Here is a 24,540-nt window from a genome sequence, read left to right on the forward strand (position 1 = left end):
GCGACAAATGGCAACACAAGCAGATTTTTGGATTGGTACGAGCTGGAAGATGAACAAGACTCTGGCTGAGGCCCTGCGCTTCGCCGAGGGACTGAAGGAAACCGAGTCGGATGCCGATCCGCGTATCCAGCGCTTTGTGATCCCGCCCTTCACCGCCGCGCGCGAGGTAAAGGCGGCACTGGCCGGTACGCGGGTGAAGGTAGGAGCTCAGAATATGCACTGGGCTGACACTGGTGCCTGGACGGGTGAGATTTCTCCCTTGATGCTGAAAGACTGCGGTCTCGATATCATCGAACTGGGTCACTCGGAGCGTCGTGAACATTTCGGAGAGACCGATCATACCGTTGGTCTGAAAACAGAGGCTGCGGTGCGGCATGGTTTTATTCCCTTGATCTGCATCGGAGAGACCCTGCGGGACCGCGAGAACGGCCAGGCTGCGACGGTGCTGGAAGCCCAGGTGCGTGGCGCGCTTCAGTATCTGGATGAGATGCAGAAATCAGCTCCCATTCTGCTGGCTTACGAACCGGTATGGGCTATTGGCGAGGGTGGAATTCCAGCCACCCCTGGTTATGCGGACGAACGTCAGGCGGAAATCATCCAGGTGGCAGAGGCCGTGCTTGGTCGGCGGGTTCCCTGTTTATATGGAGGTTCGGTGAACTCGGATAATTGCGAAGAGTTGATCCGTTGCCCGCATATAGATGGTCTTTTCATTGGACGCTCCGCATGGCAAGTAGAGGGATTTCTAAATATTTTGAGAAAGTGTTCGGCATATATTTAACTTCCTGTACTGAATGGTTAGTTGTGGAGGCCTTGGTTTGGCCTATTGAGTGTGCTATTTGTAAAAAATGATTTAAAAAACTTTCACCATAGTTACACAGTAATTGAGCTGTCGTTGGTGACTTGTATTAAGTGATAGTAATGTCTCGGTGAACGTTGAGTTGAATATCCTATATATACATTTTCAATGTGCCCATTGAAAATTAATGTGACAGTGCTCGAGTAATATCTATCTGTTGTTTATGTCTTAACAAATCAAGGAGTCTTGATATGAAAATTGCAATTGCCGGTGATAGCGCAGGCGAGGACCTGGCGAAAATATTGGCTGACTATCTGTCCACACGTTATGATGTCGAGGATATATCTCGTGATTCAGAGGGGGCCGATCCTTTCTATGCAAATTTGTCTGATCGTGTTGCATCCAGAGTGATCGACGGAACTTATGATCGTGCTATTCTTGTCTGTGGTACGGGTATTGGCGTTTGTATCGCCGCCAACAAAGTACCAGGTATTCGTGCTGCTTTGGCAAACGACACTTACTCTGCCGAGAGGGCCGCACTTTCCAACAATGCTCAAATTATAACGATGGGGGCCCGTGTGATTGGAGCGGAAGTAGCCAAAGCTATCGCCGATGCATATCTGAAAGAGACATTTGACGAGCAAGGGCGCTCCACCGGAAATGTGAATGCGATTAATGAAGTTGATTGTAAATACCGAAAATATTTATCAAATTAAGAGATCTATGTAACTGATCTGATGGTGAGGCTCAGTTGTGATTAAGAAAGGTTTTCTGAAAAAATAAAAGTTTTTTCCGGAAATAGGATGGCATTAATGCGTGTGGCTGTAATGTTTAGTAGCGCTTGTTAATATTTTCCGTGCGCAAATAAAGTTGAGGGAGTTATAATTCTGGTTGGCTAGTTTGGTTCGTTTAGATAGATTTTTTAGATGGTAAAAATCCGATGGCTGGTGGTCATCGGATTTTTTATTTTCCTCCAAATATGATATTTGGCGGGAAGAGAGCATTCCTAGCGGTCGCCCTCCATTTGGTTCGGTGATTGTGTCTGAATATATAAATTATCTTGGTGTTCCTGCTCTTGCTCTTGCTCTTGCTCTTGCTCTTGCTCTTGCTCTTGCTCCTGTTTCTGGCTTCAGGACTATCCTAAATAGCTGTTCCGAATGGTAGATCACTACCGGCAGCGACTGGGTTTCGCTAAGCAGACCCTCCGCGCCAGGGATGGCGCGGCTGAGCCCACAGGGACGGGTTTACGGCGTGTCTGCGTGTGGGACCCGGTCGATGTAGCACTATTAGGATCAGTTATTTAGTTGCGGACGGTAGTGATGGTTGGTGGTGGGGCTGTTGACGCCCGTTTACGTGGTGCGAACCTGCAACTGGTGGTGTGCCTGCCGTGCCGGTCCGGTATGTTCCGGCGGCTAAAGCGCCGGCTACGGGCTCCCAGTTCTGCGATCACTACCGCCAATGGTGCGGACAGCAGAAGCGCTTGGTGTTGCTGAATAAAGTGGACAACTTGAACGCTGGGCGATTGCATTGGCCACTACCCCTATGAATATAAGGGTGATAGAAAGCCAGGAACAGGTGATTGCGAAGTTCTTGCATTGCGCAGATTGATAGAGTGCAGAGGGCATTATACTGGCGGGCCGTCTGCGGAGGACAAGACTCGCACTTCATTCGCAACCTTACGCTTGTGTGGGGTTGCATCACCTACACGGAAGTCTTGGAGAGGAAGTAGGGTGGCCATATGTTAAACAGTTCAACACTGTAGCCACCCTTATGCCGATTATAGTGGTTTAGCTTAATACCACGGAGAGATTAATCCAGGCGCCTGGCTACTGCCTCCGCCAGGGTGCCCAGGATCATGGCGCAGGACACGGAGCCGGCATCCAGCACGCCGCGGGAGCGTTCGCCCAGCCGGCTGGCGCGGCCGATCCTGGCCACCAGATCCTTGGTGGACTCACTGCCCGCCTGGGCGGCGGCCGCCATTTTTGCCAGGCAGTCCGCGAAGCCGTCGCCGGCGGCGACGGCGGCGGAAAAGGCATCGACCGCCGGCACCAGGGCATCCATCAGGCACTTGTCGCCCACCTGGGCACTGCTGATCTCCTGTACGCTGGCCAGCCCTTCACGCAGCATGGTGTCGAATTGTTCCGCATCGATGCTGTCCCGGCCTTCGATGGCCGAGGCCATGCCGAAGAAGATGCTGCCGTAGAGCGGGCCCATGGAGCCACCGATGGAGCCCATCAGGATGTTCGCCAGGATGGAGAAGCTCTGATCCAGGGTGACGGTGTCCAGCGCCTGCAGATCGTTCTTGCACAGGTTGAAGCCCTTGGCCATGTTGATGCCGTGGTCGCCGTCGCCGATCAGGCCGTCGACCTCGCTCAGGTAGGCCTTGTTGTCGATGATCTTGTCGCAGATCTCCAGCACGCACTGCTTGCCGTGCAAATTGTTGAATGTGCTCATCAGTCTTCCTCCACCTGGGTCAGGCCAATGGATGTGGCCGGCAGGTCCAGCAGTTGTTTCAGTTCGTCGTCCAGCTTCAGTACCGTCAGGGTAGCGCCGAGCATTTCCAGCGAGGTGAAATAGTTGCCCACGTAGCTGCGGTGCACCCGGATCCCCTTTTCCTGCAGCAGTTCGGCCACCGCCGAATAGAGAATATGCAGCTCGTTGTTGGGGGTGGCGCCCAGGCCGGAGATCAGCACCGCCACCTCATCGTCGGCGGTGAAGGGCAGGTCGGGTACCACGGTGTCCACCATGATGCGTGCCATCTCGTTGGCCGGTGCCAGGGCGGTCACGTTGATACCCGGCTCGCCGTGGTGGCCGATGCCCACTTCCATGGTGCCCGCCTCGATATGGAAGTTGGGCTTGCCGGCCGCGGGGATCACGCAGGAAGACAGGCCCACGCCGATGCTGCGGGTCTGCTCGATGGTGCGCTGGGCTACCCGGATCACCCCGTCCAGGTCGTAGCCGCGGGCGGCGGCGGCACCGCCTGTTTTCCACATCAGGATCTCGCCGGCCACGCCCCGGCGCTTGCCGAGCTCGGTGGCGGGGGCCGAGGCCACGTCGTCGTTGGCCACCACCGTCTTGATGGTGATGCCCTGTTTCTCGGCCATCTTGGTGGCCATCTTGACGTTCATGTTGTCGCCGGCGTAGTTGCCGTACAGGCAGGCCACCCCCGCGCCCCGGTCGGCGGCCTTGGCGGCATCGAGAAAGCTGATGGCGGTGGGGGAGGAAAATATTTCACCGACGGCCACGGCGTCCAGCAGGTTTTTGCCCACGTAGCCGAGGAAGGCCGGCTCGTGGCCGGAGCCGCCGCCGGTGATCACCCCCACCTTGTTGTCGGCGACCTTGCCCGGGTACTTCAGCACCCGCGGGTTGTCGGTGTGGGCCAGCAGCCGGGGATGGGCCTTGACGTAGCCCAGTACCGATTCTTCCACTACCAGATCCGGATCGTTGATGATGCGCTGCATTAGAACACTCCTGTTGTCATTCCTTGCTTGTACATGTGACTGAGCCATAAGGGACTATATGTGAATCCCCTATGCCCGTAATCCTTCTTCCGTGCGAGCTGTGAGCCCGTTACCGTTTGTCGAGGTTTTCATAGTAACGGATGCGTTCCACCTTGGGCCCGGAGCGGCCCGCCTCGAAATCCGAGGTGACGAAGGCATGCACGATTTCTTTGGCCAGCTCGATGCCCACCACACGGGCGCCCAGGGTGATGATCTGGGCGTCGTTGCTCTTGCGTGCCCGCTGGGCCGAATAGGTGTCGTGGGCCTGGGCGGCGCGGATGCCATTAACCTTGTTGGCGGTGATGGCCATGCCGATACCGGTACCGCAGCACAGAATGCCGAGCTCCTGGGCGCCGTCGCGCACCGAGGTGGCCAGTTGGTAGGCGATGTCAGGGTAGTGCACGCTGACCCCGGCCTCGACCCCGAAATCGCTGACCTCGAAGCCCAACTCGGTCAGGTACTGCTTGAGGGTGTTCTTCATCTCCACGGCCGCATCGTCGCAGCCGATCGCTATCTTCTTGGTGATCATGGTGGACCTCCCGATTGATTGTTCAATTGTTCATTTGTTGTTTCATTTGATGGTTTCAGTCTAAGGCAATAGGGTTGTGTTGTGAATACTTTTGTTATTAATGTGTTCTTATGTTCGATTGTGGCGAGGGGAAAAGATACTGGAACAGGGGGGGGATGAGCAAGAAGAGTGGCAGAAAAAGTATTTTTTATCAGGTGATTAGTCGTTTCTAGGTGAAAAGGCGAGCCGCGACGGCCGTGAAGGCAGTTGGTAAAAATATTGCTGGATTTTTGATCCGGATCACGACCTGTTCAAAAGAGCTTAATGGATGCAGATGATTGGGTGCTAGTTTGAAGATCGGTAGGCGAGGGCCCTTGACGACGCCGTCTTTGGGTGGCGCCAAAACATTGTGCATACAGGAGTGATCCATGCAGCAATATCGGATGTATATCGACGGGCGCTGGGTCGAATCCCTGTCCGGCGAGTGGTTTGAATCCTCCAATCCTTATACCGGCCTGCCCTGGGCGAGGATCCCCAGGGGCAATGGGGCAGACGTGGACTGCGCGGTTGCCGCCGCGGCCAGGGCTCTGCAGGATCCGGCCTGGCGCGGGCTCACCGCCAGCGGCCGGGGCGAGTTGCTGCGCCGGCTGGGGGATGCGCTGGCCGATCGGGCCGATTTCCTGGCCGGCATAGAGGTACGTGACAATGGCAAGCTCTATGCCGAAATGCGTGCTCAGACCCATTACCTGCGCCAGTGGTACTACTACTATGGCGGCCTGGCCGACAAGATTGAGGGCGCGGTGATCCCTACCGACAAGGCCGGTCATTTCAATTACACCCGGCATGAGCCGGTGGGGGTCGTGGCGGCCATTATTCCCTGGAACTCGCCGCTGCTGCTCGCCAGCTGGAAGCTGGCGCCGGCGTTGGCGGCGGGCAATACGGTGGTATTCAAGCCATCGGAATACACCAGCGCTTCCCTGCTGGAATTTGCGCGCATCGTCGAGCGGGTCGGCTTTCCCCCCGGGGTGCTGAACGTAGTCACCGGCTTCGGCGCCGAGGTGGGGGCGCCCTTGGTGGAACATCCGCAAGTCGCCAAGGTGGCCTTTACCGGGTCGGATCAGACCGGCCGGCAGATTTACCAGGCGGCGGCCCGGGGCATGAAGCGGGTCACCATGGAGCTGGGCGGCAAATCGCCCAATATCGTCTTTGCCGACGCCCGCCAGGACAACGCGGTCAAGGGGGTGATCTCCGGCATATTCGCCGCCAGCGGCCAGACCTGTGTCGCCGGCTCCCGGCTGCTGGTGCAGCGTGCCATTCACGACGAGTTCGTCGACAAGCTGCTGGCCTTCGCCCGCCACGCCCGGCTCGGTGATCCCATGAGCCCGGATACCCAGGTGGGACCGGTCACCAACCTGCCGCAGCTGGAGAAGATCCTCGGCTACATTGATATCGCCAGGGCGGAGGGGGCCGACTGCCTGCTGGGAGGTGGCCGGCCTGATACGCCTGGGCTTGAACAAGGATGGTTTGTTGAGCCCACCATCTTCGCCGGAGTGCACAACCGCATGCGCATCGCCCGGGAAGAGGTGTTCGGCCCCGTGCTGTCCATCATTCCGTTCGAGGATGAAGAGGAGGCGGTGGCAATTGCCAACGACAGCCCTTACGGCCTTGCCGCGGGAATATGGACCGAGGATCTGCGCCGGGCCCTGACCTTGCCGGACCGGCTGGAGGCGGGCACGGTCTGGGTCAATACCTACCGCACCATGAGCTACCTTACACCTTTCGGTGGCTTCAAGCAGAGCGGCCTGGGCAAGGAGAGTGGCCAGGATAGCTTGCGTGAATACCTCAAGGTCAAGTCGGTGTGGTTATCGACGACGGAAGACGTGCCCGACCCTTTCGTGATCCGCTGAGTTATCCGTCGCCGGCCTTGCTGCCGGCGGCGCATCCATTTCCTGCGCGTGGCTCACGGTCGCCATCCGGACGTGCGCGTACTCCCTCGTCGCCACACGATTGATCTTTGGTTTATTCCTGTGAACCAATGTTCGTTTGTTGACTGTCATCCTTCCTTTCTTCCCCGTTATCGCTGACAAAAGCTCTAACTTGGTACTACCAAGATGATCAATTTTAGTGCGATCCGGATCACTAAAAACGATACTGATTAACATAAATTAATTATGTAATTGATTTTTAAGATTTTATTTTTTGTTCTGAAATTTGTTTATCTGTGATTCTTTTGTTATTTTTTACTCATGGATTGGTACTACCAATGAGGTTGGCCAGGATGGGAGATAGCAAAGTGGACACATTCAAACGCCTTAGGGAAGTGCTGGCCACGGCTGAAACCGATGAGTATGGCCGGATACGCTTGCCTCCCGAGCGTAAGTTGGCTGAACAACTGGGCATGCAGAGATCAATGGTTAGGGAGCAACTGGCCACGCTGGAAAACCTGGGTTTCATTCGGCGTACCCGCGGCAGCGGCACCTTCCTGCAGATGCCCCAGCCAGCCTTCGTGCAGATCTACTTCGATATCGCCCTGCGGCTCGGCTACATCTCGGTGGACGCGCTGGAAGGTGCCCGGGAAATGCTGGAGCGGGAAATCGCCTACAGTGCGGCCAGCAAAGCCACCGAGGCCGATATCGTCAAGCTGGAAGGACTGCTCGAGGTGATGAACGACAACAGCAACGTCAACGAGAGCCTGGCGGCGGATTACGATTTTCACCGCCACCTGGCCTACATGACCCAGAACCCGGTCATCATCCTGATCATCCAGGGGCTGGCCTCGGTACTGAAGGAAGTGGTGCATCGCCGCCGGGTCATGGTGAGGCAGTCGCCGGCATCGATGGCGCGGACCAACGGCAGCCACCAGGCCGTGATAGACGCACTGCGCAATAGAGATCCGGAAGCCGCCAAGCGGGCCATGGATACCCATTTCCGGGTGTGGGACGAGGAATCAAAGGAAAAGATCAACTGGTTGACCTCGGCGGATTGAATCGCCAAGGCGGTGCTGCACCCGGGGTTTGCGTATTCGTTTTATCTGAAGACAAGGGGTTATTATGCAACAGGAACATGTCCAAATCAGTCTGGAAGAGCGCGCCTACCGCATTCGCCGGTTTGCCCTGCGCATGGGCGAGGTTCAGGGGCAGGGCTATGTGGGCCAGGCCCTGGGCATTGCCGATGTGCTGGCGGTCTCCTACTTCCAGGCGCTCAATTACCGGCCTGACGAGCCCGAATGGGAAGGTCGGGATCGTTTCCTGTTGTCCATCGGCCACTACGCCATCGCCCTCTATGCCGCGCTGATCGAAGCCGGAATCGTGCCGGAAGACGAGCTGGAAACCTACGGCTCCGATGAAAGCCGGTTGCCCATGTCCGGCATGGCCTCCTATACCCCTGGCATGGAAATCACCGGCGGCTCGCTGGGCCAGGGCCTCGGCATCGCCGTGGGCATGGCGCTGGGGCTGAAAAGAAAGCAGTCCGGCTCGTTTATCTACAACCTGCTGTCCGATGGTGAACTGAATGAGGGATCCACCTGGGAGGCGGCCATGTCCGCCGGCCACTGGCAGCTGGACAATCTGATCGCCATCGTCGATGTCAACAACCAGCAGGCGGATGGTCCCTCTACCCAGATCCTGAACTTCGAGCCCCTGGCCGACAAATGGCAGGCGTTCGGCTGGCAGGTGCAAAGGGTCAACGGCAATGACATAGCGGCGGTCAGCCAGGCCTTCGACCAGGCCCGCCACAGCGACTTCAAGGGTCCCCGGATCATCATCTGTGACACCCGCATGGGGCAGGGCGTGCCATTCCTGGAGCAGCGCGAGAAGACCCACTTCATCCGGGTCGAGCCGTCGGAGTGGGAGCAGGCCCTGGCCGCGCTGGATGCCGGCTTTCAAGCCCGATAACGATGTTTTATCTGCCGTGAATGGATAACAAGGACACTAACATGAGTAAAGTTCGCCTGAAAACTTCGGCCATGATTGCCTCCATCGCCGAGGAAGGACAAAAAACAGCCCCGGCTCCCTTTGGCCATGCCTTGAGCCAGTTGGCGGAAACCAATCCGAATGTGGTGGGCCTGACCGCCGACCTGGCCAAATATACCGATCTGCATATTTTCGCCCAGCGTTACCCGGAGCGGTTCTACCAGATGGGCATGGCCGAGCAACTGCTGATGAGCGCGGCCGCCGGCCTGGCGCGGGAAGGCGCCTTGCCCTTCGCCACCACCTACGCGGTGTTTGCCTCGCGCCGGGCCTACGATTTCATCTGCATGGCCATCGCCGAAGAAAACCTGAACGTCAAGATCGCCTGTGCCCTGCCGGGGTTGACCACGGGGTACGGCCCCAGCCACCAGGCCACCGACGATATCGCCATTTTCCGTGCCATGCCCAACCTGACCATAGTGGATCCGTGCGACGCCCTGGATGTGGAGCAGGCGGTGCCGGCCATCGCCGAGCACCAGGGGCCGGTATACATGCGCCTGCCGCGTGGCAATGTGCCGCTGGTACTGGACGAGTATGACTACCGCTTCGAACTGGGCAAGGCCAAGTTGCTCCGCGACGGCCGCGAGGTGCTGTTCATTTCTTCCGGCTTCATGACCATGCGCGCCCTGGACGCCGCCAAGCGGCTGCAGAAGGACAGCGTGGACGCGGCGGTGCTGCACGTGCCGACCATCAAGCCCCTGGACGAAGCCACCATACTGCGGGAAGCCGCCAAGCCCGGACGCATGGTGGTGGTGGCCGAGAATCACTCTGTCGTCGGCGGCCTGGGCGAGGCGGTGGCCGGCACCCTGTTGCGGGCCGGAGTCACCCCCGCATTCCGCCATATTGGACTGCCGGATCAGTTCCTGGATGCGGGTGCCTTGCCCACCCTGCACGACCGCTACGGCATCTCCGTGGATCGCATCGTGGCCCGAACCCGGGAATGGCTCTGAGACGCGGTAACTGACATGGGGCCTGTGGCCATCGGGATCTCGGCCCTTTGTGTGAAATATGGACATAACTCTCACTAGTAAGGATTGTGATATGAAAAAGGTACTGACCACCGCCGCACTGGCTATCACGCTCGCTTCTGCCCCGGTATGGGCCCAGCAAACATTGCGTCTGGCCCATAACGCCGCAGACGGCAATCCCAAGGCCGAAGCCTCCCTGCTGTTTGCCAAACTGGTGGAAGAAAAAACCGACGGCCGCATCAAGGTGGTCGTCGGCGGCAACGCCCAGTTCGGTGAAGACAGCGAAGCCATCACCTCCATGCGCCTGGGCGCCATCGCCTTCAGCGCCAACTCCCAGGGCACCACCTCCAGCGTGATCCCCGAATTTGGCCTGATTGGACTGCCGTTCCTGTTTTCCAGCTCGGAAGAGGCCTGGCAGACGCTGGATGGCCCCGTGGGTGAAGAGCTGGGTGCCCTGGCCGAGCGAGAAGGACTGGTGGTGCTGTCGTTCTGGGACAACGGCATCCGTCATGTCAGTAACAACGTCCGCCCCATCACCAAACCCGGGGATCTGGCCGGTATCAAGCTGAGAACCCCGCCCGATACCATGACGGTGGATATTTTCCAGACCCTGGGTGCCAACCCCACGCCCATGGCGTTCTCCGAGCTGTACATCGCGCTGCAGCAGGGCGTAGTGGACGGCCAGGAGAATCCGCTGGCCAATATCCATTCTTCCAAACTCTACGAGGTGCAGAAATACATCTCCCTGACCGGCCACAAATACGAGTCCACGCCGTTGCTGGCGAGCAAACTCATCTGGGATGGTCTGTCCGAGGCGGATCAGCAGGCAGTCAAGGAAGCGGCGATGGAAGCCGGCGAGTTCAACCGCAGAACCTTTGTCGAGCAGGAGTCCAAGCTGCGTGCAGAGATGGAAGCGGCTGGCGTGCAGTTCAATGCCGTCGACAGCCAGGTCTTTGCCGAGGCCACCCAGGCGGTCTACGACAAGTGGCAGCAGCAGTATCCGGAGCTGGTACCACTACTGGTGGCGGAAGCGGCCCGCGCCAAGTAAGCCCGAGGGCGGGGGACTTTCCCCCGCCTTGTTCCGGAGTGCCTGTTTTTGTGTCGCACCCATCAGGGCGTATAGAAAAACGGGGACTTGCAACCCCCTCAACAAGGAGGCGGAAAATGAACGTACAGGGAAAACTCATGTATCAACCATCATGCGGCGGTACCGGTGCCCGATTATTGTGCGGGCTGGACAAGGCCGTTGAATATACCGCACTGGGTATTTTCATGGCGGCGATTGTCTCTTTGTTCCTGTTCCTTGGCGCCGATGTGGTGGTGCGTTATCTCACCACCCAAAGCCTGGGCTGGCCGGCGGAGATGCCGAACCTGCTCTTTCCCTGGTTGGTGATGGGCGCCATCGTCGCCGCGGCCCAGCGGGGCCAGCACGTGGCGGTCAATGCCGTCCTGGGACTGCTCAATATCCCGGCGACCCGGGTGCTGATGCTGGTGATGCAACTGGTGGTGGTTGTGACCTTCAGCTACCTCGCTTATATCGGCGTGGATGTGGTCCGCATTGCCGGCAGGCAGTTATTCCCCATCTCCGGCATTTCTTCCAGCTACGCCTATATGGCGCTTGTGTATGGTTTCGGCGCCATCGCCCTGACCGCGTTCACCAATATTCTCTGGTTTTTGGCCGATGCGTCCGCCTTTGATCAGCGTATGACTAAATCCGAGGTGGCAGAATGACTCCGTTGATGATAGGGCTGTTTGCCCTGCTGATGCTGTTTGCGTTTCCGGTCGGTTATGCGCTGATTATCAGTGCCGGCGCGGCAGTCTTGTTCGTGGGCGATGCGCCCAGCGTGATCGCGGTACTGAAGCTGTTCCAGCCCACCCAGAGCTTTCCCATGCTGGCCATCCCCTTCTTCATCCTGTCCGGCAGCCTGATGATGTCCGGCACCCTGGGCCGGAAACTGGTGGACTTTGCCGCCTACCTGGTAGGGCGCTTTCACGGCGGCCTGGGCCAGGTAACGGTGGTGGGCTCCACCGTGTTCGGCGGGGTGTCCGGTTCGGCGGTGGCCGAGGCCTCGGCCCTGGGCTCCATGCTGATCCCCTGGCAGAAGCGGGAAGGCTATCCGGGTGCCTTCAGCGCCGCGGTCACCGCCTCGTCATCGGTCATTGCCGGGCTGATCCCGCCTTCCATCCCGCTGATCCTCTATGCCCTGGTGTCCAACAGCTCCATTGCCTCGCTGTTCGTGGCCGGCATACTGCCCGGGATCATGCTGGCCGGCGGCATGATGATGGTGTGCTATTTCTCCGGGCGGTTGCGGGGCTTCCCGCTGCTGAAAGAGAGCTTCTCGGTACGCGGGTTGCTCAAGGCGCTGCTGTTCGCCGCCCCTGCCCTGGCCATGCCGCTGTTTATCGTGATCCTGCTGCGCGCCGGCATCGCCACTCCCACCGAGGTGAGCGTGATCGCCGTGGCCTATGCCCTGGTGGTCAGCCTGTGCATCTACCGGGATCTGACCGTCAAGCGGGTGATCGGCGCCCTGGTGGGCACCGCCCTGACCACCGGCATCGTAATGCTGGTGATCGTCGCCTCCAACCTGGTCGGCCATGTGCTGATCACCGAACAGATCCCCAACCAGATCGCCAGCTACGCCCAGCAAGCGTTCTCCAGCCCCTGGATGATCATCCTGGCCATGAACATCCTGCTGCTGTGCATCGGCATGTTCCTGGACCTGCCGGCCGCCATTCTGCTGCTCGGTCCCACCCTGGTGGCGGTGGGCAACAGCATCGGCATGGACCCCATCCAGCTCGGCATCATGATGGCGGTGAACCTGAGCATCGGCCTGTTCACCCCGCCCATAGGTACCACCCTGTTTGTGGCCGCGGCCATCTCTCGGGAAAAGATCGGCCGCATTGTGCGGGAGCTGTGGCCCTTCTACCTGGTGGCGATTACGGTGCTGCTGCTGATCTCCTATGTGCCGGCCTTCACCATCTATTAACCGCGGCGAACGACGCGACAAGGAGCAGCAAATGAATCAATTAGCCTTTATCGGCCTGGGCTCCATGGGCCTGCCCATGGCCAGGAACCTGCTGTCGGCACGCTTTCCGGTGGCCGGTTTCGACATGAATCCTCGGGCCCTGGCGGCCCTGGCAGACGCCGGCGGCCGGGTCTGCGACTCGGCCCGGGACGCGGCCCGGGGGGCAGACGCCCTGATCCTGATGGTGGTCAACGCGACCCAGGCCGAACAGATACTGTTTGACGAGGGGGCTCTTGAGAGCCTGGCGGACGACGCCCTGGTGGTATTGATGGCCACCTGCCCGTCGGCGGCGGTAGCCCGGCTGGCGGAGCGGGTAGCGGCCGTCGGCCGGCAGTTGGTGGATGCCCCTGTGTCCGGCGGCGTGGTCGGTGCCCGGGCCCGCACCCTGTCGATCATGGCGGCGGCACCGGCAGCCGTCTTCGAACGTATTTTTCCGGTGCTGCGGGGCATGGGTGACAAGGTGTTCCACGTGGGCGAAGAGCCGGGACAGGGCGCCGTGGTCAAGACCGTCAACCAACTGCTGTGCGGCGTGCACATCGCCGCCGTGGCCGAGGCCTTTTCCCTGGCGCGCAAGGCCGGGGTGGATCTGCAGGTGTTGCTCGAGATCATGAGCGGCTCGGCGGCGGCCAGTTGGATGCTGAAGGACAGGGGCCCTCGCATGCTGCGGGATGATCCCGAGGTGACCAGCGCCATCGACATTTTCGTGAAGGACTTAGGCATAGTGCTGGCTTCGGGCAGCGACAGCCGGGTGGCACTGCCGCTGGCGGCGGCGGCGCACCAGATGTTCCTCGCCACCGCCGGCCGCGGCCTGGGCCAGGCGGATGACAGCCAGGTGATCCAGAGCTACGACCTGATTAACGGCAACTGCCAAGCATAAAGGAAAGATTCCATGGGACGAGATATTTCCGTAAGCACCGGTGCTTACGACGGCTATGCCATGCCTGAGATCCTGCAGTCGATGCAGCGGTGCGGCATAAAAAATGTGGAGCTGGCCTTTATCAAGGGCTACGTCAACGAGTTTACCGATGCCGATCTGAGCCGGGATTATGCCCGTGAGCTGGTGGCCCTGATGAACTCCCTGGGGCAGCGCTGCCCCACCTTTTCGGGCCATATCAACCTGGGGGATGAAGACGCTATCGCCCAGTTCGAGGTGCGGGCCCGCTTCGCCGCCGAGCTCGGTGCCTCCCGCTTTGTCACCAATGCCGCCACCCTGGCCACCGCCGAACGTTTCTTCGAGCTGGCACCGGATATGGCGGCCATCGCCCGCCAGCATGGCCTGCGGGTTTGCCTGGAAAATCCCGGCGACCGGGTCGACAACATCCTGAACAGCGCTGCCGACATCCCCGCCTTGCTGGCGCGGCTGGAGCGAGACGTGTTCAGCATCAATTACGACGTGGGCAACATCATTTCCCACCGCCCCGGGCTGGATCCGGTGGCCGATACCCTGCAGGCCCTGCCGTACTGCGAGCACCTGCATATCAAGGACGCCTATTACCGCGATGAAAAATACCACTTCTGTGCCCTGGGCGAAGGCCAGATAGATTTTATCCGGTTGCTGCCGGCCATCGAGGCCGCTTTTCCCGAATTGTCATTCAGTCTGGAACTGCCCTTCCGGCTGTTGCGCAATAACGACGCCAAACCCTACAAGAAGACAACGCTGTTGCCGTTGGCGGAAATTGAAAACGAGTTGTTGAAATCCCTGACTTTTCTTGACGATGTATTAAAGGAGATAGACCATGTTGCTGGAAAATAAAGTGTGTGTCATTACCGGTGCCGCCAGCCCCCGCGGTATCGGCCGCAATACCGCCGAGCTGTTCCATAAGCACGGCGCCTATGTGGCCATCCTGGATCTGAACCAGGCCCAGAGCGAGGAAGCGGCCAGGGCGGTGGGCGAGCGCGCCTTCGGCGTGGCCTGCGACGTCACCGACAAGGCCTCCTGCGAGAAGGCGGTCGCCGCGGTGCTGGAGAAATTCGGTCGTATCGACGTGCTGCTCAACAACGCCGGCATCACCCAGCCGCTGAAGACCCTGGAGATCACCCCCGAGAACTACGAACAGGTCACCGATGTCAGTCTGCGCGGTATGCTGTACATGTCCCAGGCGGTGTTGCCGCAGATGGTCAGCCAGAACAGTGGATCCATAGTGAACACTTCCTCGGTATCGGCCCAGCGTGGTGGCGGCATTTTCGGTGGCCCCCACTACAGCGCCGCCAAGGCGGGCATGCTGGGCCTGGGCAAGGCCATGGCCCGGGAGTTCGGGGGGCACAATATCCGCATTAACTCGGTCACCCCCGGCCTGATCCTGACCGATATCACCGGCGGCAAGCTGACCCCCGAGATGAAGGAAAAGATCCTGACCACCATTCCCCTCAACCGCCTGGGGGCGGCGGAGGACGTGTCCAAGGCCTTCCTGTTCCTGGCCTCGGATCTGTCCAGCTACATCACCGGCGCCACCATCGATGTGAACGGCGGCATGCATATTTACTGATGGTGCCCAGGGCGTCATTGCTGGCATGGTAAAACAAGAAGGGGCCGACACCCGGCCCCTCCCGATTGCCGGAAACCCCTTCCGCCCGGGAGGGGGTTTTCTGTTTACTGCATATGACGCCTATCCATCTCCCTCGTGGGCGTCTGCTCCGATCTCCCCGATTTTTCAAGTTCCTCAAGGACACCGGCGGGCTTGCCGTCCCGGCTCCCGGCGCTGTGGTAGCGACCCACAAAGGGGCCTGTCTTGCAGCAAAACCACGGGCATCCCGGTCATGTTTTATAAGGGCTGGGGACAACCCCAAGAGAGAGTACCCAACCATTCGGCGAGCGCATGCTGGCGGTGGGGTTGTCATCCGGATAGTGCCGGCTCTGCAGGGCGCGCTGGTTGCCGCAGGGCCGCCAATGGAAAAGAAGGGAGAAGCATTATGAAAGTCATCACTTCACTCATGGTGGCCGCCGTGTTTGCCCTGGGAACAGTGCCCGCGCAGGCGGTACTCCCGGCGCCCGAGCAGCCGACCATTCAAACCCTGTCGGTCAGGGGTGATGGTGTGGACAACCGTCATTGCACCCTGATGAAAAAGCAAGGCAAAAGGCCGCCTGCCTACTGCGGGCCCTGAGTAGTGCCGGCGCCTGCGGAGCAAGTCGCTCCACCGGGGCCGGACGGCAGCCCCGGGATCAGTGGGGCTGCCGGGTTTCCAGGGTGAGGGCGCCTCGTTCACCGGTGACCAGCCCCGGGCCGGGCGGTATCTCCCGGTCGCTGTGGTATTCCAGCGGTCGCCCCAGGCTACAGGCGGACAGCCCCAGCAGCAGGGTGGCGAGCAACAGCCATCGGGCCATGTGGTCTCCTTAAAATTTAATCCGGGCACCCATCAGCAGGGCGTCGATGTCTTCGGTGCTGACGCCCGGACGGCTCAGATCGTAGTTGCGGTAGCCAAGATAGGCCTCGGTAGCCCAGCGGTCGATGTTCTGCACCGCCTGCAGGCCGTAGGCGCGGCCCTTGTCTCCCGACAGCTCCGCATGTTCCGTGCGGTGGTAGTCGAGGGAGAGGGCGGTTTCGCCGAAGCGGAACCAGTGCTGGCGGTAGCCCAGCTTGCCATAGTAGAAGCGGGGATCTCCGGCGGTGTCCAGCTCCCGGCGGCCGGCGGCCAGGGTGAGGTTGAAGCCATTGTCGAGCAGGGCGGACACCGAGCCGTTGACCTGGCCGTCGTTGTCCTTCTGGTTGGAGTAGGCGAGGGCGGTGGCGAGGGTGAAGAAGTCGTATTCCGCCGAATACTTGAGCGCGGTATCCCAGGCATCGTTTTCCACGGTGCCGACCGACCAGGTCAGGCCGGCGAAGCTCGGGGTGTCGTAGCGCAGGCGATCGCGCCGGCCCAGTCCGTCCAGGTTGATAAAGGTATCGCCCACGGTGGACTCGAGCAGATTGCCGTCGCCGTCCCGGAAGCGGATCCCCCCGGCGATGTCGCCGGTGCTGGAATAGCCGGCCAGCGCAGTGCCCGAGAGATCCATCTCGGAGCTGTCTTCGCTGGCGGTCCAGCCCTGGCCCAGCCAGAGTTTGCCGTAGCGCTGGTGATCGAAGTAGATCTCCAGGCGGCGCTCGCTGATGGTGTCCCCGGAAACGCTCTCGTTTTCCTGGTTGACGTCGGCGGTGGAATTGGACTCAAGCTGCAGTTCGATGGCGGTGCCCACGGTCAGCTCGTTGCCCACATCTCCCTCGCCGATGAGGCGGACGCGGGTGGAGGAGGCGTCGTTGTCGACATGGTAGAGATCGCCGTCCTGGCCGTCGTCCGCGTACAGCAGGGCCCGATTGACATGGCCCGACAGGGACAGGCGGATGCTGTCGTTGCCGGAGGTGACGCTACGGCTGGCGGGGGCCGTGGCCGCCGCCCGGGTTTCCGCCGCCTCCGCCCGGGCTTCGGCCTGGGCGGTTTTGGTTTCGAGTTGTTCTATGCGGTTCAGCAGGGCGTTGAGCTGGTCCTTTAACTGACTGAGCTCTTCCGCGTCACTGGCGGCCTGGGTCGAGGGGGTGAGCGCGAGGGCAACCAGGCTCGCCACCAGGGTTCGAGTTCCTTTCATGGTTTTGCTCCACTGCAATTAATGATTATGTATAGGGCTGTGCCGGCGCCGTCTCCTCATGGGCATGGCGAGTCGCTACCACAGCGGTATGTTAAAGAATAGTTGCGTGATGCGATTGCGTCGCGAGGGCGCGGCCACTTTTCGGGGCCGGACCAACAGGCTCACCGGGAAGAGGGTCGGCCGGCCAACGGCCGGGTTCCTGGCGCGGGATAGGGTTTCCCGCAGCGTCTGCTTCCTGCTATGCTCAGGCTGTTAACAAAGGAGGGCCGGATGCGCATATTGTTTGCCCTGCTTGGCAGTCTTTCATTGGGGTTGGGGGTACTGGGCGCCTTTTTGCCGGTGTTGCCTACCACGCCCTTCGTGCTGTTGTCGGCCTTTCTGTTCGGCAAGTCTTCGCCCCGGGTGCATGCCTGGCTGGTCGGCCATCCCTGGTTCGGTGGCATGATCCGCGACTGGCAGGCTCATCGCGGCCTGCGTGCCCATGTGCGCAGAAGGGCCCTGCTGATGATGGCCCTGAGCTTTTCCTTTTCCATCTACATAGTGCCGCTGTGGTGGGTCAAGGTGGGCCTGGTGCTCACATTTTTGGCGCTGCTGGTGTGGTTTTTGCGCTTGCCCCTGGTGCCCGACCAGCCCGCGGTTGCAATGAAACAGCCTAGGCCCTAAGCTAGCCGCAATTCAACCTGATATGCCATGCCCGTGCCATACCCGGGCCTAACAAGGCTGCCTGTCTCATATGAAACAAGAAACCCTTAAGCTGATTGCCGACAGTATCGTCTCCATTCCCGATTACCCCAAGCCGGGCATCATCTTTCGCGATATCACCAGCCTGGTGGAAAACGCCGAGGCCTTTCGCCTCACCATAGACACCCTGGTGGAGCTGTATCGCCACTCCGGTATCAACAAGGTATTGGGCACCGAGGCCCGCGGCTTTATCTTCGGCGCCCCGGTGGCGGCCGCCCTCGGGGTGGGCTTTGTGCCGGCGCGCAAGCCCTCCAAGCTGCCGCGGGAGGTGATAGAGGTGGCCTACGATCTGGAATACGGCCAGGACAAGCTGCAAATCCATGTGGACGCCATCGCGCCCGGCGAGAAGGTGCTGATCGTCGACGATCTGCTGGCCACCGGTGGCACCGTGGAAGCGGCGGTCAAACTGGTGCGCCGTTGTGGCGGCGAGGTGCAGGACGCGGCCTTCGTCATCGGCCTGCCGGCCCTGGGCGGCATGCAGCGACTGAACAAACTGGGCGTCAAGGTGACCAGCCTGGTCGAGTTCGACGGCCATTAATCGCCGATGAGTTATCAGGTTCTTGCCAGAAAATGGCGCCCCCGCCGCTTCACCGAGGTGGTGGGCCAGCAGCATGTGCTCACCGCCTTGGTCAACGCCCTGGCCCAGGGACGGCTGCACCACGCCTACCTGTTCAGCGGTACCCGCGGGGTGGGCAAAACCTCCATCGCCCGCTTGCTGGCCAAGGCCCTGAACTGCGACACCGGCGTCACCGCCGACCCTTGCGGCAAGTGTGCCAGTTGCCAGGAGATAGAGCAGGGCCGCTTCGTCGATCTGCTGGAGATAGACGCGGCCAGCCGCACCAAGGTGGAAGACACCCGCGAGCTGCTCGACAACGTGCAGTACCAGCCGGCGCGGGGCCGCTTCAAGGTGTACCTTATCGACGAGGTGCACATGCTCTCCCGCCACAGCTTCAACGCCCTGCTCAAGACCCTGGAAGAGCCGCCACCCCATGTGAAGTTCCTGCTGGCCACCACGGATCCCCAGAAGCTGCCCATCACCATCTTGTCCCGCTGCCTGCAGTTCCACCTGAAGAGCCTGGAGCCGGATCTTATCGACGGCCAGCTGCGTCACATCCTGCAGCAGGAGCAGTTGCCGTTCGAGCCCGAAGCCACCGCCGCCCTGGCGCGGGCGGCCGACGGCAGCCTGCGCGACGCCCTGAGCCTGACCGATCAGGCCCTGGCCTTCGGCAACGGCGAGGTGCGGCTGGCGCAGGTGGAGGCCATGCTCGGCAACCTCAACCGCCAGCAGTTGCTGGCGCTGGTGGAGGCGGTGCTGGCCGGCGACGGCGAGGCCCTGCTGGCGCGGGTGGCCGAATTGGCCAGCCTGGGGCCGGATTACGACCAGATCCACAAGGAGCTGATCGGCTTCTGGCACCAGCTGGCGCTGGCCCAGGTGGTGCCGGCCCACAACCTGCCCCATGCCGCCGAACTCAACCGCCTGGCGCCGCTGGTCGCCCCCGAGCAGATCCAGCTTTACTACCAGATCTGCCTGCAGGGCCGCAAAGATCTGCCCTTCGCGCCCGACGGCCGTTCGGCGCTGGAGATGACGTTGCTGCGTGCCCTGGCCTTTCGCGCCGAGGCGCCGAGCGCGGTGACGCCGGCTGTTGCGGCATCTGGTGCCGGAGCTGCTCCCGTAAAAAAGCCTGAGCCGCCGTTGCCCGAGGCCGCCCCCGAAGGGGCGGACGACGACGAGGCCATGGCGGCCAAACTGCTGCAGGAACAGGCCGAGATCCTGACCGAGGCCGGCCGCATGGGCCATCCGGCCACCCTTGCCAACGGCGAGACACCGGCTCAGGCTGTTGCGCAACCGCAACCGCAACCGCAACCGCAACCGCAACCGCAACCGCAACCGCAGGAGCCCGCCCAGGAGAGGGCGCTGCCGGCCGCCTTGCCGCCTGCGGGGTCTGCCGCCAGCGAGGTGTCGCCGGGCGAAGCCTTATCGGCGCCAGCGCCGGTGGTGGACGAAGCCGCCGCCGAGGTGGCCCGCATCCGTCGTCTGCTGCAAACCCGTAACCGGCTGCGTAGCCAGGAGCCGGAAAAAACGGCCACACCTGTGGCCAGGGTCGAGCCCAGGGCCGAGGCGAGGCCACCGGCCAGGCCGGCACCGGCGGCCCCGCCTGTCAGCGCACCGGCAACGCTTGCGCCAGGCTCCGTGGCCACGGCCCCGCAAAGGCCCATGCCGATGCGGACTCCCGTCGAGAGCGGGCCGGCGGCGGACGAATTGCCGCCGCTCGATGCCTACGAAGACATGCCCTGGGACAACGACGATCTGCCCCCCTGGCAGGACGAACCCATGGCGATCGCAAGCGCCCCCGCCGAGCCGATGCCCGCCCGTACCGGGCCGGCTCCCGTGCCGGACGCCGTGCCAGAAAAAGCGCCGCCCAAGGCGCAGCCAAGGCCGGCAACCAGTTCCCAGGCCAAGCCCCCGGCAACGGGCCTGGCCAGGGCTTCGCACAACGATACCGGGCCGGCGCCACTCAAGGCCGCCAGCCTGCTGCCCCAGGCCGAGGACGAATGGACCCGGATGGTGGCTGCGTTGCCCCTGGGCGGCCTGCTGCGGCAACTGGCCATGCACAGTACCCTGGAGCGCAGCGACGCCGAGTGGCGGCTCTGGCTGCGCCCGGCCCACCGCCACCTGTTGACCGACAAGACCCGGCAGGAACTGGAAGCGGTGCTTAAGGAGCAGCAGTCCGCGCCCGTCAGCCTGACGGTGGAAATAGGCGAAGGGCAGGGGCAGACTCCTTTCGAAATTGAACAGCTGCTGTACCAGGCGGCCAAAGCGCGTGCCAGGGATGAAATAGAGGCCGATGATGCGGTACAATTTTTTATCTCGCGCTTTGCCGCCGTGCTCGACAGCGACAGCATCGAACCCATGGCGCAGTAAGGCACTGCGTTTGTTAACCCATCAATTAAGAGTGACAACCTATGTTTGGTAAAGGTGGACTTGGAAATATCATGAAGCAGGCCCAGCAGATGCAGGAAAAGATGCAGAAGCTGCAGGAAGAGCTGGCCCAGATGGAAGTGGTGGGTGAGGCCGGCGCAGGCCTGGTCAAGGTGACCATGACCGGCAGCCACTCGGTACGCCGGGTCGAGCTGGACGACAGCCTGCTGGAAGACGACAAAGAGCTGCTGGAAGACCTGATGGCCGCCGCCGTCAACGACGCCGTGCGCCGCATCGAAGAGCAGAACAAGAGCCGCATGGCCGAACTCACCGGCGGCATGCAGCTGCCCCCCGGTTTCAAGATGCCGTTCTAAAGCCTGAAGCCGTGAGCTGGAAGCTGGAAGAATTAAGATTGACGTCTGCCAACAGCCGTTTATGTTTCATCTTCCAGCTTCCAGCTTCCAGCTTCCAGCTTCCAGCTTCCAGCTTCCAGCTTCCAGCTTCCAGCTTCCAGCTTCCAAAGAGTCCTGTCATGCGTTTTAGCCCCCTGTTGGATGAACTGATCAAAAGCCTGCAAGTCTTGCCCGGGGTCGGGCCCAAGTCGGCCCAGCGGATGGCCTTTGCCCTGCTGGAACGCCAGCGCGCCGGCGGCCGCAAACTGGCCCACGTGCTGGAGCAGTCGCTGGATCGCATCGGCCATTGCCGCCAGTGCCGGACCTTTACCGAGGAAGAAATCTGCCCCATCTGCGCCAATCCCAAGCGGGCCCTGGGCGGCCAGCTGTGCATCGTGGAGAGCCCGGCCGACGTGGTGGCCATCGAGCAGACCGGCCAGTTCCAGGGCCGCTACTTCGTACTGATGGGCCATCTGTCGCCCCTGGACGGGGTGGGGCCGGAAGAGTTGGGGTTGGACCGGCTGGCCGACTGGCTGGCCGCCGAGCAGTTCGAGGAGCTGATCCTGGCCACCAATCCCACGGTGGAAGGGGAAGCCACCGCCTACTTTATCGCCGACATCGCCCGCAGCCACGGGGTTCGGGTCAGCCGCATCGCCCATGGGGTGCCTATCGGCGGCGAGCTGGAACTGGTGGACGGCAACACCCTCAGCCACTCCCTGATGGGCCGCAAGGCGTTCGCCGATTAAAATCGGGCCCAGCGGGCCCATTGCCATGGACTCTCCCGCCAACGGTGCCGGGGTTTGGTCGACTGAAGTCGACCCTACAGACACCTCCATCCGTAGGGCCCATTTCAATGGGCCGTTCCGCCAACGGCGCCGGGGTTCGGTCGAATAAATTCGACCCTACGGGGATCCTGCGGGCAGGAGCGCTCGGCTCAGGGATAAAACGTCAGGTTGGCGATACGCACCAGCACGCCCGCGAACAACAGTATGCCGCCGTAGCGCAGCCACTGGTATTCGCTCAAGGTCAGATCTTTTGCCCGGTTGAAGACGATCTTCGGCAGGGCCAGCCAGTCGTGCTTGCGGCTGCCGTAGCGCAGGGTGCCCACCAGCACCAGGATCAACCCGGCCAGCAACAGCAACACTTCGATGATTTTCAGCCAGTGCATGGCGCTCCTTCCCGGCACCGCCTCGGCGCCTTATTGTTAACAGCTTGTTGCGACCAGTGTAGCCGGCCGGGCGGGCACCCGGCCATTAGCCAAAGGTCGCAGGCGCTAAATGGCCAGGCTATAGAGGGCCACCGGGCTGAGCCGGGCCAGGGTCTGGGCGGCGGTGTCGTGCTGGCGGATGCCGGCTTCGGCTTCCACCATCACCGCCTGGCGGATCCGCGCCGGCGTCGCGCCCTGCAGCAGCACCTGGCTCAGGGCCAGCTGCATGGGGCTCAGGCTCGGGTTGAAGGCGGCGTTTTCCAGGTAGCGGCCGCGGCAGACGCGGCCGTCGTCCAGCAGCAGTGCCACCCCGGCCCGGTTCTGGCTGTAGGGGGCGTAGCTGGCGTTGGCCTCCGCCAGCGCCGCCAGCAGCAACGGATCCTCGGTATCAAAGGCGAGGCTGCCGGCCGGGGCGTTGAGCATGCCGCCGTCAATGCCCAGATCCGCCGGGCCGAAGGCGTGGGGCAGCAGCTCGGCCAGGCTCTGGCGCGTCTGGGGAAGGACGATGGCCAGGCTGTCCTGGTTCAGTTCGTTCATAAACTGGCGGCAATGGCCGCAGGGGCTGGCGGTGACCACCACCTTGTCGATACGCCTTTCCCCCCACAGGGCGGCATGGCCGATGGCGGACTGCTCGGCGTGCAGGGAGTGATTGAGCGGCAGGCCGTCCACCTCCAGGTTGGCGCCCAGGTACCAGTGGCCGGAGTCGGCGATGGCCAGGGCACCGACCCGAAAGTGGGAGACCGGCACCAGCGCCTTCTGCTGGGCCAGGGGCAGCAGGGCCAGGGCCAGCTCGTCCTGGCCGAGGCCGGTGGCCTGTTGCAGGGCGTCTATCTGCGCCGGGCTGAAACGGCAATGGGTGTCGAGTTGCAGTTGTTGCAGTGCCTGGTCGAGGGGTTGGGCCATCACAGCCTCCTTGAGTGGGACTTTAGGACATGAACCAAAGGTACAGATGAAACAGCGGCGGGGCCAGCACGGCGGTGGCGATGCCGCACACCACCATGGCCAGGGAGGAAAAGGCGCCCTGCACCGTGCCCACTTCGGCGGCGGCGCCGGTGCCGATGGCGTGGGCGCCGGCGCCCATGGCCAGGCCCTGGGCTTCCGGATGGTGGATGCCCGCCAGCCGCATCAGCGGAAAACCGAGGATGGCGCCCATCATGCCGACGATGATCACCAGGCCGGCGGCGATGGCCGGAATGCCGCCCATGGCCTGGCTTACGCTCATGGCCAGGGGGGTGGTGATGGACTTGGTGGCGATGGAGGCCAGCAGCGCCGGGTTGGCGCGCACCAGGCCGCCGATCAGCAGGGTGGTGCCCACCGAGATCAGCACCGACAGGCTGCAGCACAGCAGTATGGGGCCCAGCTGGCGGCGAATTTTGGCCGCCTGCTGGTAAAGGGGCAGGGCAAAGGCCACCACGGCGAGCTCCAGCAGCAGGCTGAGCGGCCGGGTGCCGGCCTGGTAGTCGGCGGGATCCTGGCCGGTGAGCAGCAGCAGGCCGATGATGGCCAGTGCCGGCAGCAGTATGGGGTTAACCAGCGGGCTTTTCAGCCGCCGGGCCAGCTTTTTCACCAGCAGGTAGAGCAGGGCGGTGAGCGGAATGGCGAGCCAGAGCATCATGACTGCAGCCTCTGGTAGAGCCGGCCCACCACCAGCAGGATCAGCACCAGGCCGCTCAGGGCGGAGGCGATGATAAGCCCGATCCCCTCGCTCAGCACGTCCACATAGCCGAGCAGGCCGGCCGCCACCGGGATGAACAGCAGCGCCATATGGCGCAGGATCAGCTGGCCGCCATCGTGCACCCAGGCCAGTGGAATAAGCTGGGTGCTCAGCAGGAAGAACAGCAGGAAGAGGCCGAGGATACTGCCCGGAAAGGCGAAGGGCAGCAGGGCGGCGGCGCCCTTGCCCACCAGCAGGCAGGCCAGGATCACCGCAAAGTCGCGTATCAGTTTCATGGCGTC

At 61.7% G+C, this 24,540-nt stretch carries 28 protein-coding genes; 18 read left to right on the plus strand and 10 right to left on the minus strand.

Going from position 1 to position 24,540, the window contains the following annotated elements; translation table 11 throughout:
• Window positions 1-7 precede the first annotated feature (7 nt).
• Both AN401_RS08145 and derI read left to right on the plus strand, forming a co-directional pair.
• Window positions 8-778: a triose-phosphate isomerase gene (locus tag AN401_RS08145; protein WP_096779051.1), complete on the plus strand. Its 771-nt coding sequence runs from the start codon at window positions 8-10 to the stop codon at window positions 776-778.
• 269 nt (window positions 779-1,047) lie between these two features.
• The gene (gene derI, locus AN401_RS08150) at window positions 1,048-1,512 is read left to right on the plus strand and encodes a D-erythrulose-4-phosphate isomerase (protein ID WP_094038480.1); all 465 of its coding nucleotides are present in this window, start codon (window positions 1,048-1,050) and stop codon (window positions 1,510-1,512) included.
• A 1,093-nt stretch (window positions 1,513-2,605) separates the two neighbouring features.
• Here derI and dhaL read toward each other — a convergent pair.
• The 3 genes from dhaL to rpiB form a co-directional block, all read right to left on the minus strand.
• The gene (gene dhaL / locus AN401_RS08155) at window positions 2,606-3,250 is read right to left on the minus strand and encodes a dihydroxyacetone kinase subunit DhaL (protein ID WP_094038481.1); all 645 of its coding nucleotides are present in this window, start codon (window positions 3,248-3,250) and stop codon (window positions 2,606-2,608) included.
• The gene (locus tag AN401_RS08160) at window positions 3,250-4,257 is read right to left on the minus strand and encodes a dihydroxyacetone kinase subunit DhaK (protein ID WP_094038482.1); all 1,008 of its coding nucleotides are present in this window, start codon (window positions 4,255-4,257) and stop codon (window positions 3,250-3,252) included. The genes dhaL and AN401_RS08160 overlap by 1 nt, the downstream gene beginning before the upstream one ends.
• Before the next feature lie 109 nt (window positions 4,258-4,366).
• Complete coding sequence (gene rpiB, locus AN401_RS08165; protein WP_094038483.1) at window positions 4,367-4,825, minus strand: ribose 5-phosphate isomerase B; 459 nt, start codon at window positions 4,823-4,825, stop codon at window positions 4,367-4,369.
• A gap of 407 nt (window positions 4,826-5,232) precedes the next feature.
• Here rpiB and AN401_RS08170 point away from each other — a divergent pair, with 407 nt between their 5' ends.
• From AN401_RS08170 to AN401_RS08220, 11 genes are all read left to right on the plus strand, one after another.
• Complete coding sequence (locus tag AN401_RS08170) at window positions 5,233-6,711, plus strand: aldehyde dehydrogenase (RefSeq protein ID WP_094038484.1); 1,479 nt, start codon at window positions 5,233-5,235, stop codon at window positions 6,709-6,711.
• 371 nt (window positions 6,712-7,082) lie between these two features.
• Window positions 7,083-7,790, plus strand: a complete 708-nt coding sequence (locus tag AN401_RS08175; RefSeq protein WP_269769033.1) for a FadR/GntR family transcriptional regulator — start codon at window positions 7,083-7,085, stop codon at window positions 7,788-7,790.
• A gap of 64 nt (window positions 7,791-7,854) precedes the next feature.
• Window positions 7,855-8,697: a transketolase gene (locus AN401_RS08180; protein ID WP_094038486.1), complete on the plus strand. Its 843-nt coding sequence runs from the start codon at window positions 7,855-7,857 to the stop codon at window positions 8,695-8,697.
• A gap of 41 nt (window positions 8,698-8,738) precedes the next feature.
• On the plus strand, window positions 8,739-9,722 hold the full coding sequence (locus AN401_RS08185; RefSeq protein ID WP_198401849.1) for a transketolase family protein: 984 nt from the start codon (window positions 8,739-8,741) through the stop codon (window positions 9,720-9,722).
• 91 nt (window positions 9,723-9,813) lie between these two features.
• Window positions 9,814-10,788 (plus strand): TRAP transporter substrate-binding protein, encoded by a 975-nt coding sequence (locus AN401_RS08190; RefSeq protein ID WP_094038488.1) that lies wholly within the window; start codon window positions 9,814-9,816, stop codon window positions 10,786-10,788.
• Window positions 10,789-10,904: 116 nt separating this feature from the next.
• Window positions 10,905-11,471 carry a TRAP transporter small permease gene (locus tag AN401_RS08195; RefSeq protein ID WP_094038489.1) on the plus strand — a complete coding sequence of 189 codons (567 nt, stop codon included), beginning with the start codon at window positions 10,905-10,907 and terminating at the stop codon, window positions 11,469-11,471.
• The gene (locus AN401_RS08200) at window positions 11,468-12,727 is read left to right on the plus strand and encodes a TRAP transporter large permease (RefSeq protein WP_094038490.1); all 1,260 of its coding nucleotides are present in this window, start codon (window positions 11,468-11,470) and stop codon (window positions 12,725-12,727) included. The genes AN401_RS08195 and AN401_RS08200 overlap by 4 nt, the downstream gene beginning before the upstream one ends.
• On the plus strand, window positions 12,702-13,643 hold the full coding sequence (locus tag AN401_RS08205) for an NAD(P)-dependent oxidoreductase (RefSeq protein WP_332461901.1): 942 nt from the start codon (window positions 12,702-12,704) through the stop codon (window positions 13,641-13,643). Before AN401_RS08200 ends, AN401_RS08205 begins: the two co-directional genes overlap by 26 nt.
• Before the next feature lie 12 nt (window positions 13,644-13,655).
• Entirely contained in the window at window positions 13,656-14,519 is an 864-nt protein-coding gene (locus AN401_RS08210) for a sugar phosphate isomerase/epimerase family protein (RefSeq protein WP_096779053.1), read from the plus strand.
• Window positions 14,503-15,252 (plus strand): SDR family NAD(P)-dependent oxidoreductase, encoded by a 750-nt coding sequence (locus AN401_RS08215; protein ID WP_094038493.1) that lies wholly within the window; start codon window positions 14,503-14,505, stop codon window positions 15,250-15,252. The genes AN401_RS08210 and AN401_RS08215 overlap by 17 nt, the downstream gene beginning before the upstream one ends.
• A 424-nt stretch (window positions 15,253-15,676) precedes the next feature.
• Window positions 15,677-15,868, plus strand: a complete 192-nt coding sequence (locus AN401_RS08220; RefSeq protein WP_094038494.1) for a hypothetical protein — start codon at window positions 15,677-15,679, stop codon at window positions 15,866-15,868.
• Window positions 15,869-15,926: 58 nt separating this feature from the next.
• Here the strand turns inward: AN401_RS08220 and AN401_RS19735 are convergent, their stop codons facing one another.
• Window positions 15,927-16,088, minus strand: coding sequence for a hypothetical protein (locus tag AN401_RS19735; RefSeq protein ID WP_157772197.1), 162 nt, complete (start codon window positions 16,086-16,088; stop codon window positions 15,927-15,929).
• A gap of 9 nt (window positions 16,089-16,097) precedes the next feature.
• Window positions 16,098-17,324 (minus strand): porin, encoded by a 1,227-nt coding sequence (locus AN401_RS08225; protein WP_157772199.1) that lies wholly within the window; start codon window positions 17,322-17,324, stop codon window positions 16,098-16,100.
• Window positions 17,325-17,594: 270 nt separating this feature from the next.
• On the opposite strand from AN401_RS08225, the gene AN401_RS08230 reads away from it, so the two are divergent.
• From AN401_RS08230 to AN401_RS08245, 4 genes are all read left to right on the plus strand, one after another.
• On the plus strand, window positions 17,595-17,987 hold the full coding sequence (locus tag AN401_RS08230) for a YbaN family protein (protein ID WP_094038496.1): 393 nt from the start codon (window positions 17,595-17,597) through the stop codon (window positions 17,985-17,987).
• Window positions 17,988-18,057: 70 nt separating this feature from the next.
• Window positions 18,058-18,603 carry an adenine phosphoribosyltransferase gene (apt, locus tag AN401_RS08235; protein ID WP_094038497.1) on the plus strand — a complete coding sequence of 182 codons (546 nt, stop codon included), beginning with the start codon at window positions 18,058-18,060 and terminating at the stop codon, window positions 18,601-18,603.
• A 6-nt stretch (window positions 18,604-18,609) separates the two neighbouring features.
• A complete protein-coding gene (gene dnaX, locus AN401_RS08240; protein ID WP_096779055.1) occupies window positions 18,610-20,988 on the plus strand; it encodes a DNA polymerase III subunit gamma/tau in 2,379 nt (792 codons plus the stop codon).
• Window positions 20,989-21,029: 41 nt separating this feature from the next.
• On the plus strand, window positions 21,030-21,359 hold the full coding sequence (locus AN401_RS08245; RefSeq protein WP_094038499.1) for a YbaB/EbfC family nucleoid-associated protein: 330 nt from the start codon (window positions 21,030-21,032) through the stop codon (window positions 21,357-21,359).
• Here AN401_RS08245 and AN401_RS19740 read toward each other — a convergent pair.
• Window positions 21,343-21,519, minus strand: coding sequence for a hypothetical protein (locus tag AN401_RS19740; RefSeq protein WP_157772201.1), 177 nt, complete (start codon window positions 21,517-21,519; stop codon window positions 21,343-21,345). The two genes, AN401_RS08245 and AN401_RS19740, sit on opposite strands and share 17 nt — an antisense overlap.
• Between AN401_RS19740 and recR the strand changes: the two genes are divergently transcribed.
• Window positions 21,518-22,123, plus strand: a complete 606-nt coding sequence (gene recR, locus AN401_RS08250; RefSeq protein WP_094038500.1) for a recombination mediator RecR — start codon at window positions 21,518-21,520, stop codon at window positions 22,121-22,123. The genes AN401_RS19740 and recR overlap by 2 nt on opposite strands.
• 188 nt (window positions 22,124-22,311) lie before the next feature.
• On the opposite strand, the gene AN401_RS08255 is transcribed toward recR, so the two are convergent.
• From AN401_RS08255 to AN401_RS08270, 4 genes are all read right to left on the minus strand, one after another.
• The gene (locus AN401_RS08255; protein WP_094038501.1) at window positions 22,312-22,545 is read right to left on the minus strand and encodes a hypothetical protein; all 234 of its coding nucleotides are present in this window, start codon (window positions 22,543-22,545) and stop codon (window positions 22,312-22,314) included.
• 105 nt (window positions 22,546-22,650) lie between these two features.
• Window positions 22,651-23,487, minus strand: coding sequence for a cytidine deaminase (cdd, locus tag AN401_RS08260; protein WP_096779056.1), 837 nt, complete (start codon window positions 23,485-23,487; stop codon window positions 22,651-22,653).
• A 22-nt stretch (window positions 23,488-23,509) separates the two neighbouring features.
• Complete coding sequence (locus tag AN401_RS08265) at window positions 23,510-24,199, minus strand: LrgB family protein (RefSeq protein WP_096779057.1); 690 nt, start codon at window positions 24,197-24,199, stop codon at window positions 23,510-23,512.
• A complete protein-coding gene (locus tag AN401_RS08270; RefSeq protein WP_094038504.1) occupies window positions 24,196-24,534 on the minus strand; it encodes a CidA/LrgA family protein in 339 nt (112 codons plus the stop codon). The genes AN401_RS08265 and AN401_RS08270 overlap by 4 nt, the downstream gene beginning before the upstream one ends.
• Window positions 24,535-24,540: the final 6 nt, after the last annotated feature.

It is taken from the genome of Zobellella denitrificans (assembly GCF_002407485.1).
Classification (GTDB): Bacteria; Pseudomonadota; Gammaproteobacteria; order Enterobacterales; family Aeromonadaceae; genus Oceanimonas; species Oceanimonas denitrificans.